Origin of the sequence: Arthrobacter sp. C2, assembly GCA_024207135.1 — a bacterium.
Classification (GTDB): Bacteria; Actinomycetota; Actinomycetes; order Actinomycetales; family Micrococcaceae; genus Paeniglutamicibacter.
The window spans coordinates 758,677-771,513 of sequence record CP042428.1 but is presented as its reverse complement, the minus strand read 5'-3'; the positions used below and the strand labels follow the sequence as shown (position 1 = coordinate 771,513).

At 64.5% G+C, this 12,837-nt stretch carries 13 protein-coding genes; 9 read left to right on the top strand and 4 right to left on the bottom strand.

All coding sequences use genetic code 11. From position 1 onward, the window contains the following. Positions 1 to 77: 77 nt before the first annotated feature. Entirely contained in the window at positions 78 to 1,850 is a 1,773-nt protein-coding gene (locus FPY90_RS03555) for an MFS transporter (RefSeq protein ID WP_498683854.1), read from the bottom strand. Positions 1,851 to 2,167: 317 nt separating this feature from the next. Between FPY90_RS03555 and FPY90_RS03550 the strand changes: the two genes are divergently transcribed. From FPY90_RS03550 to FPY90_RS03535, 4 genes are all read left to right on the top strand, one after another. After that, positions 2,168 to 3,046, top strand: coding sequence for a class II glutamine amidotransferase (locus FPY90_RS03550; RefSeq protein WP_498683852.1), 879 nt, complete (start codon positions 2,168 to 2,170; stop codon positions 3,044 to 3,046). Between the two features lie 165 nt (positions 3,047 to 3,211). Next, complete coding sequence (locus tag FPY90_RS03545; protein WP_071215038.1) at positions 3,212 to 3,769, top strand: dihydrofolate reductase family protein; 558 nt, start codon at positions 3,212 to 3,214, stop codon at positions 3,767 to 3,769. Positions 3,770 to 3,908: 139 nt separating this feature from the next. Continuing rightward, entirely contained in the window at positions 3,909 to 4,292 is a 384-nt protein-coding gene (locus tag FPY90_RS03540) for a DUF3054 domain-containing protein (protein WP_498683850.1), read from the top strand. 57 nt (positions 4,293 to 4,349) lie between these two features. Further along, the gene (locus FPY90_RS03535) at positions 4,350 to 4,628 is read left to right on the top strand and encodes an Lrp/AsnC family transcriptional regulator (protein WP_307579894.1); all 279 of its coding nucleotides are present in this window, start codon (positions 4,350 to 4,352) and stop codon (positions 4,626 to 4,628) included. A gap of 442 nt (positions 4,629 to 5,070) precedes the next feature. Here FPY90_RS03535 and trpD read toward each other — a convergent pair whose 3' ends face one another. Then, positions 5,071 to 6,021 carry an anthranilate phosphoribosyltransferase gene (gene trpD / locus FPY90_RS03530; protein ID WP_498683847.1) on the bottom strand — a complete coding sequence of 317 codons (951 nt, stop codon included), beginning with the start codon at positions 6,019 to 6,021 and terminating at the stop codon, positions 5,071 to 5,073. A gap of 248 nt (positions 6,022 to 6,269) precedes the next feature. Between trpD and ctaE the strand changes: the two genes are divergently transcribed. The 5 genes from ctaE to FPY90_RS03505 all read left to right on the top strand — a co-directional run bounded on the left by ctaE (position 6,270) and on the right by FPY90_RS03505 (position 11,289). After that, the gene (gene ctaE / locus FPY90_RS03525) at positions 6,270 to 6,908 is read left to right on the top strand and encodes an aa3-type cytochrome oxidase subunit III (RefSeq protein ID WP_071215042.1); all 639 of its coding nucleotides are present in this window, start codon (positions 6,270 to 6,272) and stop codon (positions 6,906 to 6,908) included. Positions 6,909 to 6,974: 66 nt separating this feature from the next. Beyond that, on the top strand, positions 6,975 to 7,763 hold the full coding sequence (qcrC, locus tag FPY90_RS03520) for a cytochrome bc1 complex diheme cytochrome c subunit (protein ID WP_071215043.1): 789 nt from the start codon (positions 6,975 to 6,977) through the stop codon (positions 7,761 to 7,763). 69 nt (positions 7,764 to 7,832) lie between these two features. Beyond that, the gene (gene qcrA / locus FPY90_RS03515; RefSeq protein ID WP_083411255.1) at positions 7,833 to 8,876 is read left to right on the top strand and encodes a cytochrome bc1 complex Rieske iron-sulfur subunit; all 1,044 of its coding nucleotides are present in this window, start codon (positions 7,833 to 7,835) and stop codon (positions 8,874 to 8,876) included. A gap of 3 nt (positions 8,877 to 8,879) precedes the next feature. Next, positions 8,880 to 10,556 (top strand): cytochrome bc1 complex cytochrome b subunit, encoded by a 1,677-nt coding sequence (gene qcrB / locus FPY90_RS03510; protein ID WP_071215045.1) that lies wholly within the window; start codon positions 8,880 to 8,882, stop codon positions 10,554 to 10,556. A 325-nt stretch (positions 10,557 to 10,881) separates the two neighbouring features. Beyond that, complete coding sequence (locus tag FPY90_RS03505; protein WP_498683845.1) at positions 10,882 to 11,289, top strand: VOC family protein; 408 nt, start codon at positions 10,882 to 10,884, stop codon at positions 11,287 to 11,289. A 201-nt stretch (positions 11,290 to 11,490) separates the two neighbouring features. On the opposite strand, the gene FPY90_RS03500 is transcribed toward FPY90_RS03505, so the two are convergent. Both FPY90_RS03500 and FPY90_RS03495 read right to left on the bottom strand, forming a co-directional pair. Continuing rightward, on the bottom strand, positions 11,491 to 12,276 hold the full coding sequence (locus FPY90_RS03500; RefSeq protein WP_071215047.1) for a GntR family transcriptional regulator: 786 nt from the start codon (positions 12,274 to 12,276) through the stop codon (positions 11,491 to 11,493). A 158-nt stretch (positions 12,277 to 12,434) separates the two neighbouring features. Then, complete coding sequence (locus FPY90_RS03495) at positions 12,435 to 12,836, bottom strand: cytochrome c oxidase subunit 4 (RefSeq protein ID WP_071215048.1); 402 nt, start codon at positions 12,834 to 12,836, stop codon at positions 12,435 to 12,437. Position 12,837: the final 1 nt, after the last annotated feature.

Below are 12,837 nucleotides of genomic sequence, written 5' to 3'. Positions count from 1 at the left end.
GTTCGTCGCGTCGAGGCTTTTTGGGGTCATCATGCTACGCAGCGACGGGGCCCTCCGTCCATGGTCGTGGCGGCCGTTCAGTGTGCGTCGGGCGAGGCCGCCGGGTCTTGGACCGCGGCGGAAACCTCGCCATTGGGATCCCCATAGGCGTACTTGCCTCCGCGCAGCGCCGAGGCCACCGCCGCGACCAGGCAGGCCACGATGGCGAACCCGAAGGCCACCGCCAGCCCGTCGGAGAACGGTCCGGATATCAGGGTGGGGAAGAAGCCCCGTCCAGTCAGATAGGCGGAGTCCGCCGGAGGCAGCTGCGCCAGCGCGGTGGGCCCCACCAGGGACTGCACCGGGTTGTAACCCAGCAGGGAGGCGAACAGCACGGAAACCGGCGGCAGGCCGGCGACCCGGCGGGCATCGGCAATGCCGACCCCGTGCGCGGTGAGCCCCGACACCAGGGTGCTCGGCAGGTCGCGTGCCAGGCCGGTGATCATCAACGAGAAGAAGATCCCGATGGAAAGCACCATGGCCGAGTTCTGGAAGGTGGTGCTCATGCCCGCACCGACTCCGCGGCGGTTGGCCGGCAGGCTGTTCATGATTCCGGCGCGGTTCGGGGCGGCGAACAATCCCATGCCGATGCCGTTGAGCAGCAACGCCAGGGCAAAGGTCCAGTAACTGAAATCCACCGGCAGCACCAGCAGCCAACCGAAGCTCAGCGCGGCCACCACCATGCCCCCGGTGGCCAGCAGCCTGGCCCCGTGCTTGTCCGAGATCGCCCCGGACACCGGTCCGGCCATCAGGAAGCCCGCCGTCAGGGGCAGCATGTAGATTCCCGCCCACAGCGGGGTCTGGGAAAAGCCGTAGCCGTGGCGCGGAAGCCAGATGCCCTGGAGCCAGATGATCAGGATGAACATCAACCCGCCCCGCCCGATGGCCGAGAGCAGGCTCGCCAGGTTGCCGGCGGTGAACGCCCGGATCCGGAACAACGAGAGTTCAAACATGGGCTCGGCGACCCGGTGTTCGACGAGGACGAACACCACGAGCACCAGCGTGCCACCGACCAGCGCGCCCAGCACCCACGGGTTTTCCCAGCCCATGGTGTGCCCGGCATAGGGCTGGATTCCGTAGGTGATCCCGACCAGCACGGCGATCAACCCCGCCGCGAAGCTGACGTTCCCCCACCAGTCGAGCCGGGCGGGTTCGCGGATGCCGTTGTCATGGAGCTTCAGGTAGGCCCAGACCGTTCCGAAGATGCCCACCGGAACCGACACCAGGAACACCAGGCGCCAATCGATGGGGCCCAGCAACCCGCCGATGACCAGCCCCAGGAACGATCCGGCGATGCCCGCGACCTGGTTCAGCCCCAGGGCAAGGCCCCGCTGGTCCACGGGGTAGGCATCGGTGATGATGGCGTTCGATGTGGCGAAGAGCATTGCTCCGCCCACGCCCTGCAGGACCCTCATGAAGATCATCCAGTACACGGCCGCAACGCCGTGCATCCAGGTCACGGCCAGCATGACAGAGAACACCGTGAAGATGGCGAATCCCGCGTTGTACATCCGGACCCGGCCGTACATGTCCCCCAAGCGGCCGAAGCTGACCACCAGCACCGCGGTGACCACCATGTACCCCATGATCAGCAACAACAGCAGGCTGGTGTTCTCCGGCTGCAGCGGATCGATGCCCACCCCGCGGAAGATGTCGGGCAGGGCTATCAGCAAGATCGAGGCGTTGATCGAGGCCATGAGCACGCCCAGGGTGGTGTTGGACAGGACGATCCACTTGTAGCGTGGATTCCCGACGTTCCTCGAACGCCGGCTCGATGTGTGCCCTTCGGTTCGAACCTTGTCCTGAAACACTCTTGACGGCCCCTTTTCCAGATTTCGGGGCAGGGGCGATCGCGCGCCGCTGTCACTATCCAACGTTAGTCCTGCCCCTTGGCGATGAACCCAAGAATCACCTGTGCGACCTGGACCTCGACCCCGGCCTGGAAGGCAGGCATCCGTGGACCGGCGTCTCGGTCCTCACCCGTGCAGCCGGAACCGCAGGTCAACAACTTCCGCACCGGAGTCGGCCTCCGCTGCCCCTTGATATGTCCACCGGCATCATCCAAGGTGGGGAATGGGGGCAATCCGGCGGCGGGGTGCGGGTCCCTGGGCAGGGGAAAGCAGGAATCATGTGTCGACTTTTTGGACTGCACGCCGGACTGGACCGGGCCAAGGCCACCTTTTGGCTGCTCGAGGCGCCCAACAGCCTGTCCCTGCAAAGCCACTACGAACCGGACGGCACCGGCATCGGTACCTTCGATGTCCGGGAGAAGGCCATGGTCAACAAACAGCCGCTCACGGCCTGGCAGGACCGGGAATTCGCGGCTGAGGCCCGGCGCCTGGAAAGCACGACGTTCCTGGCGCATGTGCGCTACGCCAGCACCGGCGGACACACCCGGGTGAACACCCACCCGTTCGAACAGGACAACCGGCTCTTCGCCCACAACGGGGTGCTGGGCGGCATGGCCATGCTTGAGGACCGGCTCGATTCGGTCGGGACCCGGGACCTGGTCCTGGGGCAAACCGACAGCGAGCGGATGTTCGCGTTGGTGACCGCGGAAATCCGCCGCGCGGACGGGGATGTCGCTGCCGGGATCACCGCCGCCGTGAACTGGATCGCGCAGCACCTGCCCGTCTACAGCCTGAACTTCATCCTCACCACCGCCACGGACCTGTGGGCCCTGCGCTATCCCGAGACCCACGAACTGTACGTCCTGGACCGGCCCCCGGGTCCCGTGGCCGACGCCGAACCACTTGTCGCACACAGCCGCAGGATCCGCGCCCACAGCCGGCAACTGGCCACGCGGCGCGTCGTGATCGTGGCGACGGAAATCATGACGGCCCATCCGGATTGGCGGCTGCTGGAACCGGGCGAATTGCTTCATGTCAACCAAGACCTGGCGATTGGCTCGCACCTTTCCTTCGCGCAGCCTCCACGCCGGAAGATCCGGCTCGAACAGCTTGGCGCCGCGGCCGCCGCCTCGCAACATCCCCAGGTGCCGGCATGATCCGCGTGCCGAAAGCCTCAGAGGCGGTGTCCCGCAACAGGCCTTAGGCCGTGCCCCCAAGGCCTGTTGCGGGCAATCCGCCGCAACGGGTTCCCCTGCGGCCTGCCGCGTGGAAGCCTTGCGGTATCCGATGCACGCTCGGCATCACCCAAGGAGGCGCTTCCCATGCGACGGATCATCAATTCCACCTATGTCACGCTCGAGGGGATCATCAGCAACCCGCAGGATTGGCCCGCCCTGGATGACCCCGGCGGCGAGAGTGCCGGGATCCAGCAAGAGTTGATCGACCAATGCGATGCGATCCTGCTCGGCAAGGACACCTATCTCAGCTTTGCCGGGGTCTGGCAGGGACGAAACGGGGACCCGTTCACCGAACGCATCAACGCCGTGCGCAAGCATGTGGTCTCCACGACGCTGACCCAGGCGAGCTGGGAGAACAGCGCCATCATCGGCGACGACGTCCCCGGCGCCGTTGCCGCGCTCAAGGCCGACCCCGGTCAGGACATCCTCTCCTATGGGTTCGGCCGCCTGGCCCGCACGCTCATGGACCACGGGCTGCTGGACGAGCTTCGGCTCTGGATCCACCCGTTCTTCATCGGCCCCGGCCCCGGCTCCGTGTTCCTCCACGACCAGGCACCGGCAGCGCAGCTGCGGCTGAAGGATTCCCGGACGATGGCCAACGGGATCGTCATCCATTCCTACGGCGTGGAGCCCCGGGGGTAGGAGCCGAGCGTGTCACCCTTCCTGGCTGCCGGCAGTCCTCTCCCCCGTGCCCGCATCGGGCACGGCATGGGGTCGTGTTCCGGCCCGCGCCGCGGAGCCGGGTGACGAACACGTGTTTTACGAGCGGTAGAATCGATCCATGACCTCTCGTAAGACCTGGATCGCGTATTTCGCGGTCGACGTGGTCCTCGTCCTGATCTTTGCCTTGAGCGGACGGGGTTCCCACCAGCATTCACTGACCGTCCTCGGAGTGCTCCGGACCGGTGCCCCGTTCCTGTTGGCGCTGGCGGCGCTGACGTTGCTCTCGCGCCCCTGGACCAACCATTCGCGGATCTGGCCCACCGGCGTGCTGGTCTGGCTCGGCACCGTTGCCCTGGGCCTGGCGCTGCGTGTGCTGTTCGGCGCCACGGCCGCGGTGCCTTTCATCATCGTGGCAACGATTGTGCTCGGAGTGTTCCTGCTGGGCCGCCGTGTCGTCACCTCGCTCGTTGCGCGCCGCCGCGTGCGCAACCTCGCGTCCTGAACTAGGCTCAACGCAAGTTCGGGGAACCACCACCCATAACCAACTGGAGGTACCAACGTGGTCACTGCATTCGTCATGATCCAAACCGCTTCTGACAGCATTCCCGAGTGCGCCGAAAAGATTTCGGACATCGAGGGCATTTCCGAGGTCTATTCGGTCGCCGGCGACTGGGACCTGATCGCCATCGCGCGGGTCCGCCAGCACGAGGACCTGGCCGAAGTCATTGCCAACAAGCTGTCCAAGGTGCCCGGAATCACCGGCACCCAGACGCATATCGCGTTCCGCGCATATTCCAGCCACGACCTGGATGCGGCGTTCTCGCTCGGTCTCGAGTAGCCCGGAGGCGTCCGCACGACGCAGCAAACTCCCCGCGGGTGTCTCGCGGTCCCTCGACGGGGCCGCCAGGCACCCGCCGTTGCGTTAACCGCCGGCCACCGTGGCCGCGCTGAAGCCGTCCGGAGCGACCGGGGCCCGGCTTTTTGCGCGGAACGGGAACCGGGTCCGCAAACGAGACTAAAAGAATTTCAGCGATGGCCCTTTGTTACGTGGATTTGGCCTCAAGCGGGCTGTCCGCCCCGATTCTCGATCCAGCGGACCTTCTGACGGGGAAGGAGTCGAAGGCTCCCCCACGGGGCCGCCAGCGTCCGCAAAACCGATCCCCGGGTCCATGGGGGCGAAAGTGCCGCCGGGCCGTAGAAACAGCACTGGCGCCCTTGCCGTCCCGTAGGGATGGCAAGGGCGCCTGTCCGCGTGCACAGGTACACGCAGGAAATTGAGACTAGGCCGTCGCCTGGATCCACTTGTCCAGAACCTGGCGGGCGGAGCCGGAGTCGATCGACTCGGCTGCCCGGACAACCGCCCGCTCGATGCGCTCGGACAAGGAACCGGACCCGTCCGGATCAAAGGCGACCAACCCGGCAGCGGCATTGAGCAGCACCGCATCGCGCACCGGACCCCGGGCGCCGTCGAGCACATCGCGCACCACCTGGGCGTTGTACCGGGCGTCGCCACCGCGCAGGTCCTCGATCGTGACCCTCGGCATGCCGATGGCCTGCGCATCGAACCTCGTTTCCACCACTTTCCCGTCGCGCACTTCCCAGACCCGGTTCTCGGCGGTGGTCGTCAACTCGTCCAGCCCGTCCTCACCGCGGAACACCAGGGCGCGCACGCCGCGGGCAGCCAGGACTCCGGCCATCAGCGGCGCCATGCGCAGGTCAGCGCAGCCGATGGCCGATGCGGTGGGCTCGGACGGGTTGGTCAGCGGACCCATGAAGTTGAACGCGGTGGGCACGCCCAGCTCGCGCCGCGGCACGGCGGCATTGCGCATCGAGGGATGAAAAAGGTTGGCAAAGCAGAACGTGATGTTGGCTGCGTCGAGCACGTCGTGGAGGCGTTCGATCGGGACGTCCAACCTCACGCCCAGCGCTTCGAGGACATCGGCCGAACCCGAGGATGATGAAGATGCCCGGTTGCCGTGCTTGACGATCCGGGCGCCGGCGCCGGCACAGACCATCGATGCCATGGTGGAGATGTTCACGGTGTTCTGTCGGTCACCTCCCGTGCCGACGATGTCCAGGCACTCGCCCTCGACCGCCAGGGGCATCGCATTGGCGATCATCGCCTCGACCAAGCCGGTGAGTTCGTCAACGGTTTCGCCCTTGGAGCGAAGCGCGACAAGGAAACCGGCTACTTGCGTATCGGTGGCATTGCCCGTCATCACCTCGCCCATGGCCCAATACGCTTGGTCCCTGTCCAGGTCGCCTCCGGCGATCAGGATAGAGAGAATTGTCGGCCATGTGGGGAACTTTTGCTTCGTTCGAATCGTTGACACGCCACTAGGTTATCTACGAATCGTAGAAAATCTGAAATGTTAATCCCGCGTGTTTCCGCGGCTGTAGGCGTGAAGCAGTGAAATTTCCCGCCACGCGGGGCCCAATGCATTGGTGTCAGAGGGACTTTTATAGACATAATGGCTCTGTGACAACTGCGACTCATGCCCTAAATGCCCCGGCGCAAGCTGCGCCGAACCGTCCCAACATGGTGTCGGTAGGAACTGTCGTCTGGCTTGCCAGCGAGCTGATGTTCTTTGCCGCGCTTTTCGCCATGTACTTCACACTCCGTGCTGCATCGCCGGAGATGTGGGCGACCGAAACCGAGAAACTCAACGTTCCGTTCGCACTCGTTAACACGATCATCCTGGTCTCGAGCTCATTCTCCTGCCAGTTGGGTGTCTTCCGTGCCGAGGATCTTAAGCCTCGCCGCACCGGCGGACTGTTCAACTTGAAGGAATGGGGAATGGTGGAATGGTTCGTCCTGACCGTCATCCTCGGTGCCATCTTCGTTTCCGTGCAGGCCTACGAGTACACCGAACTGGTGGCTCACGGCATTGCCATGAACTCCAACGCCTACGGCTCCGTCTTCTACATGACCACCGGCTTCCACGGCTTGCACGTGGCTGGCGGCCTCATTGCCTTCATGATGATCATCGGACGTGCGCTCATTGCACGTAAGTTCGGTCACTACGAGGCAACCGGTGCGATCGTTGTGTCGTACTACTGGCACTTCGTCGACGTCGTGTGGATCGCACTGTTCGCGATCATCTACTTCCTGAAGTAGCGCAACCCACATCGTTGCCTACCAATGGCAACTCCCCGTTCTAAGAAATAAGTGAGGAACCAGCAAGTGAAGGCTCTTTCGCAAAGGCGCCGCCATCCACTCGCCGCCGTCGCACTGCTGTTGATGGGATTGCTCATCACTGGAGGCCTGTACATGGCCGCCGGCAGCGTCAACGAGGCCAAGGCGGCCACAGGATACAGCGCAAGTGACATCGAGGAAGGCAACAAGCTCTTCATCGCAAACTGCGCTACCTGCCACGGTTTGAATGCTGAAGGATCGGCTGACGGTCCTTCGCTGATTGGCGTTGGCGCCGCTGCAGTCGACTTCCAGGTCGGTACCGGCCGTATGCCGATGCAGATGCAGGGGCCGCAGGCTCAGGCCAAGCCGGTACAGTTCGATGACGCCCAGATCTCCCAGCTCTCCGCATTCGTGGCCAGCCTGGGCGCCGGACCGGCTATCCCGTCCGAAGACATGCTCGATACGTCCCATGGCGACTCCGCCGCGGGCGGTACGGTATTCCGCGTGAACTGCGCAATGTGTCACAACGCCGCCGCTGCCGGCGGCGCACTAACGCGCGGCAAGTTTGCCCCGGCCCTGGCCGGCGTATCGGAAAAGCACATCTACGAGGCCATGATCACCGGTCCGCAGAACATGCCCGTCTTCAACGACTCGAACATCACCCCCGACGAGAAGCGTGACGTCATCACCTTCCTGAAGGAAATTGAATCCCAGGGCTCGCCGGGCGGAGCCAAGCTTGGCTCCCTTGGTCCGGTCGCTGAAGGTCTCTTCATCTGGACCGCTGGTTTGGGCATCATCATCGCCTTCACCATCTGGCTCACTTCGCGTCCTTCATAGGCCGCTGGCGGCTAGCGCCGCCAACATCACTACGTACTAATGAATCTTGAGAAAAGGATGAGAGACAACATGGGCGACCATAGTCACGGCAGTCCGGACGACTCGGGCACCGTTGCTAAGGCTGGCACGGGAACCCTGGATAAATTCCAGGACCCCGGCCTTCCGCCGCATCGGAAGCGCTTGGCAGATACCGACCCGCATGCAGAGAAGCGAGCAGAGCGTCAGGTAGCGCTGCTGTTCATCATCTCCATCATCGGAACACTGTCGTTCTTTATTGCTTACTTCGTTCTCGGACGTCCGGAAAACATCTCGGAAATCCGTGTCCAGAACGCGATGCTCGGCCTTGGCACCACATTTGCCATGCTCGGCATCGGTATCGGCATCGTTCACTGGGCAAAGACCCTGATGCCGGACCACGAAATCTCGGAGATGCGCCACGAGATCACCCCAGAGGCTGATCGCAAGGACGCCGAGGAAATCATCAACCAGGTGATCGAAGAGACCGGCATCAAGCGCCGTCCGCTCATTCGCAACACCCTCATTGGTGCCATTGCCTTGGCCCCGATCCCGGCCATCTTCATGTTCCGCGACCTCGACCGCACCGGCAAGAACGCCGGCGAAATGGTTGAGCAGCTGCGCCACACCATGTGGGACACGGACGTTCGCCTCACCCGCGATCCCTCCGGAACCCCCATCAAGGCCTCGGACGTGCAGATCGGTTCGGTCTTCCACGTCATTCCCGAGGGCCTGGACGAGGCGGAAGACGTACTCAACGAAAAGGCGAAGGCCGTTGTGCTGTTGATGCGCCTGGATCCCGACAAGATGGAAATCTCCGAGGGCCGCGAGGACTGGCACTACCAGGGCATCGTTGCCTACTCGAAGATCTGCACCCACGTCGGTTGCCCGGTTGCACTTTACGAGCAGCAGACGCACCACCTGCTGTGCCCGTGCCACCAGTCGACCTTCGACCTGACGCAGGAATGCAAGGTCATCTTCGGCCCGGCCGGACGCGCATTGCCGCAGCTGCCGATCAAGGTTGACGCCAACGGCTTCCTTGTCGCCCAGAGCGACTTCCACGAGCCTGTTGGTCCGAGCTACTGGGAGCGTGGCTAATCCATGAGCACCACTACTGAGTACACTCCGAAGACTTCGACCGGACGGATCGCCCACTTCGTCGACCAGCGTGTCGGCGGTTCGGGAATCGTCAAGGAATTCGGTCGCAAGATCTTCCCTGACCACTGGTCCTTCATGTTCGGCGAGGTGGCACTGTACACCTTCGTCCTGCTGCTGATCTCGGGAACGTTCCTGACGTTCTTCTTCGACCCGTCGATGGCACACGTCATCTACAACGGTTCGTACAACCCGCTCCGGGGCATTGGCATGTCCGCCGCCTACGCCTCGACGTTGGACATCTCCTTCGACGTGCGTGGCGGCCTGTTCATGCGCCAGGTCCACCACTGGTCCGCGATCCTCTTCGTTGCCGCCGTGTCGGTCCACATGCTCCGCGTGTTCTTCACCGGCGCATTCCGCAAGCCCCGCGAACTGAACTGGGTTGTCGGCGGCGTGCTGCTCATCCTGGCCATGGCCGCGGGCTTCACCGGCTACTCGCTCCCCGATGACCTGCTCTCCGGCAACGGCCTGCGCATCATCGACGGCGTCGTGAAGTCGATCCCGCTGGTTGGCACCTACATTTCGCTGTTCCTCTTCGGTGGGGAATTCCCGGGCACGCTGATCATTCCGCGCCTGTACTCGCTGCACATCATGATCGTTCCGGCGATCATCCTGCTGATGGTCGGCATCCACCTGTTCATGGTGGTCGTGCACAAGCACACCCAGTACCCCGGCCCGGGCCGCACCAACGACAACGTCGTTGGCTTCCCGGTCGGCCCGGTGTACGCAGCGAAGGCCGGCGGATTCTTCTTCATCGTCTACGGCATCGTCGCGGCAATCTCCGGATTGCTGACGATCAACCCGGTCTGGAACTACGGGCCTTACGACCCGTCACCGGTTTCGGCCGGTACCCAGCCGGACTGGTACATCGGATTCGTCGATGGCGCCTTGCGCCTGATGCCCGGCGTGCTGGGGAACTTCTCCTTCGAGTGGAACATCCCGTTCCCCTGGGGCGTGAACACGCTGAGCCTCAACGTCCTGGTTCCGGCGCTTATCCCGGCCGGCATCATGTTCACGATCATGTTCGCATGGCCGTGGATCGAAAGTTGGGTCACCAAGGACAAGCGCGAACACCACCTGCTGGATCGCCCGCGCAACGCCCCGTTCCGTACGGGCATGGGTGTTGCCGGCGTTGTGTCCTACTGCGTGATGTGGGCAGCTGCCTCCTCCGACTTGATCGCCACGCACTTCCACGTCTCGCTGAACGACGTCACCTACTGGTTGCGCGTGCTGTTCATCCTCGGCCCGATCCTGGGCTTCGTCGTCGCCCGCCGCATCGCACTGTCGCTGCAGCGCAAGGACCGCGAGATCGTGCTGCACGGTCGCGAGACCGGCGTCATCGAGATGTCGCCCGAAGGCGCCTTCTCGGAGCGCCACGCGGACATGGACGTGTACAAGCTGCACACGCTGGTGAACTACGAGGACCGCAAGGTCATTCCCGCACAGCCGAACGCCGCCGGCCACATCAGCCGCAGCGAGAAGCGCCGCGGCGCCCTGTCCAAGTTCTTCTTCGAGGACCGCGTTGCCCCGGTGACGCCGTCCGAGTTGGCAGCACTGAAGGCAGAGCACGGACACGGTCCGGCAGAAATCGAAGGTTCCTCCACGGAGTCCATCGAGAAGTAGCACCTGCCAGGATTCATTCCTGGCCGCTGGGGCCCGCCAATTGGCGGGCCCCAGCGGTGTTTAAGGCGTCTTTTCCGTCTCACGGGCCATTTCCGCGCCGGCTGGGTGCACCGCCATGCAGGGCCCGCTCCCCCGCTCCGGGGCCGGTGTCGTTGACGGGATCGGGATTTCCCGGCTGCGCGGGATCCCCTCCGGCGGCTCCGGTGACAAGATGGGGTGAGGGGCAACAACGTCCACACCCTGCCAGGCGGCGGCGCGGGCCCGGCCCACGGATCCGGGCACCGCGTCCACCATCCGGGCACCACCACGCAATGGGACAACGACCATGGAACAGGCAAGCATCCGCTATATCGTTCACGACGTCGATGCCGCGATCGCCTTCTACGTCGGGGATCTTGGGTTCTCCACCCTGATGCACCCGGCACCGGGTTTCGCGATCCTTGAACGCGGCGCCTTGAGGCTGCTGCTCAGTGCTCCCGGGTCCCGGGGGCCCGATGGGACTCCCGGTGGCGGCGGCAGCGCCATGGCCGACGGCACGATGCCCGCCCCCGGCGGCTGGAACCGGATTTCCCTGGAAGTCGCGAACCTGGCGGCCCTGGTTGGGAGGCTGGTGGCGCGTGGGGTTCCCTTGCGCATGGATGTGGTTGTCGGCGTCGGCGGAAGCCAGGCCCTGGTGGAAGACCCCTCGGGGAACCTCGTCGAACTCTTTGAACCGCTGGCGGAAGCCGGCTGAGCGCGCCGCGCCCTCGTCCCGGCCGGGCATTCGAACCCCGGCTTCGCACGGCCTGGCTGCCAGCACGGCACGTGGTTGCCGGGAGCGGCGCTCCCCCTGCGGAGAGCACGGGCGGCAAGCGCGCGCGGGAGCCGAAGCGGCCCGCGCACTTGGCGGGATGGCCCGTGTGCGGCCGCCCACGGCCCCCTGTGCGACCCGGAACTACCTGAGGGTGGTGTAGCGCGGGCTGCGGCTCCCCTGCCGTTCCAGCGGCACGAAGAGCTTGTAGCGGTCCGAACGGTAGAGCGAGATCGAATAGTCCACCAGCCCCTCGCCCACGAAGGCGTACCGGGTGATGCGCAGCAGCGGGAACCCGACATCGACCTGCAGCAGCCCGGCGTGCTCGCTGGTGGCCGCGGTGCTTTCGATCTGGTCCTCTCCCCACTCCAGGATCAGGTTGTAGCGTTCGTGCAGCGACTGGTAGAGGGAAATCGGCGGCGGGTCGTTCAGGAACCCGGGCACCAGCTCGCTGGGCATGAAGTTCTCATCCAAGCTCATCGGCTTCCCGTCGGCCAGCAGCAGGCGGCTGAAGCGGATCACCGGAGCTCCCTCGTCGATCTCCATGTGCCGCGACAGCGAGCCGGAGGCCGGAACCTCCTCGAAGCGCAGCACGTGCGCATCGGGGACCATCCCGCGGCGCACCATTTCCTCGCTGTAGGAGTTCAGCCGGACCTGCAGGTCGACCTTCGGGTGCGCGACGAAGGTGCCAACCCCGACAACGCGCTTGAGGACCTGGTCCTCCACCAGCGAGTCGATAGCCTGGCGCAGGGTCTTGCGCGCCACGTTGAAGCCCTCGGCCAGTTCGCGTTCGGGCGGGAGCCGGTAACCGGGTTGGCAGACGGTCCGGGCATGGGTGCGAAGGATCTCCCTGATCTGCCGGTACTTCCCGAGCGGAGATTCCGGGTCCAAGGTGCCCTGGACCTTGGGCTGCGGCGCATAGGGTTTCACTGTTGCTCCATTGTCCCCGGGCCGTCACCCGGCCCGTCCTGCTTCCATTCTCGCGCATCGGGGCCCGGAGCTTAAATGCCGGAAGCGGTGTTCCGATTCCCCCGAGGGGGAAGGAAACACCGCTTCCGATGATTTAGCGTGCGTGCGCCATGCCCGTGTTAGTGGGCGTGGTTGCCGCGGCTGAACTCGTAGACCCAGCCGACGAGGCCGATGATCGTGAAGCCGACGCCGATGTACAGGACCCAGAAGCCCACGGCCAGGCCGAGGAAACCGACTGCGGCACCGGTGCCGAGGACCAGCGGCCACCAGCTCCACGGAGCGAACAGGCCAATGGCGCCCGCGTTCTCGTGGATGTCGCCGTCAACGCGGTCCTCGGGACGCGCGCCAACCCGACGGGAGGTGTGCAGCAGGTACCAACCGACCATGAGCGTCATACCCACAAGCATGAACGTTGCCAGTACGCCAACGGGTTCATTCCACTTGGTCATGATCCCGTAGACGATGGCCACCGGCGTGAAGAAGAACACGCCGCCAAGGAAGAGCCAAGATTCTACTTTCATC

What these genes read in the sequence shown, in the direction of transcription:
- FPY90_RS03550 (WP_498683852.1), top strand. Translation starts at nt 2,168, where the DNA reads ATGTGTCGACTTTTTGGACTGCACGCCGGACTGGACCGGGCCAAGGCC.
- FPY90_RS03545 (WP_071215038.1), top strand. Translation starts at nt 3,212, where the DNA reads ATGCGACGGATCATCAATTCCACCTATGTCACGCTCGAGGGGATCATC.
- FPY90_RS03540 (WP_498683850.1), top strand. Translation starts at nt 3,909, where the DNA reads ATGACCTCTCGTAAGACCTGGATCGCGTATTTCGCGGTCGACGTGGTC.
- trpD (WP_498683847.1), bottom strand. Translation starts at nt 6,021, where the DNA reads ATGGGCGAGGTGATGACGGGCAATGCCACCGATACGCAAGTAGCCGGT.
- qcrA (WP_083411255.1), top strand. Translation starts at nt 7,833, where the DNA reads ATGGGCGACCATAGTCACGGCAGTCCGGACGACTCGGGCACCGTTGCT.
- qcrB (WP_071215045.1), top strand. Translation starts at nt 8,880, where the DNA reads ATGAGCACCACTACTGAGTACACTCCGAAGACTTCGACCGGACGGATC.
- FPY90_RS03505 (WP_498683845.1), top strand. Translation starts at nt 10,882, where the DNA reads ATGGAACAGGCAAGCATCCGCTATATCGTTCACGACGTCGATGCCGCG.
- FPY90_RS03495 (WP_071215048.1), bottom strand. Translation starts at nt 12,836, where the DNA reads ATGAAAGTAGAATCTTGGCTCTTCCTTGGCGGCGTGTTCTTCTTCACG.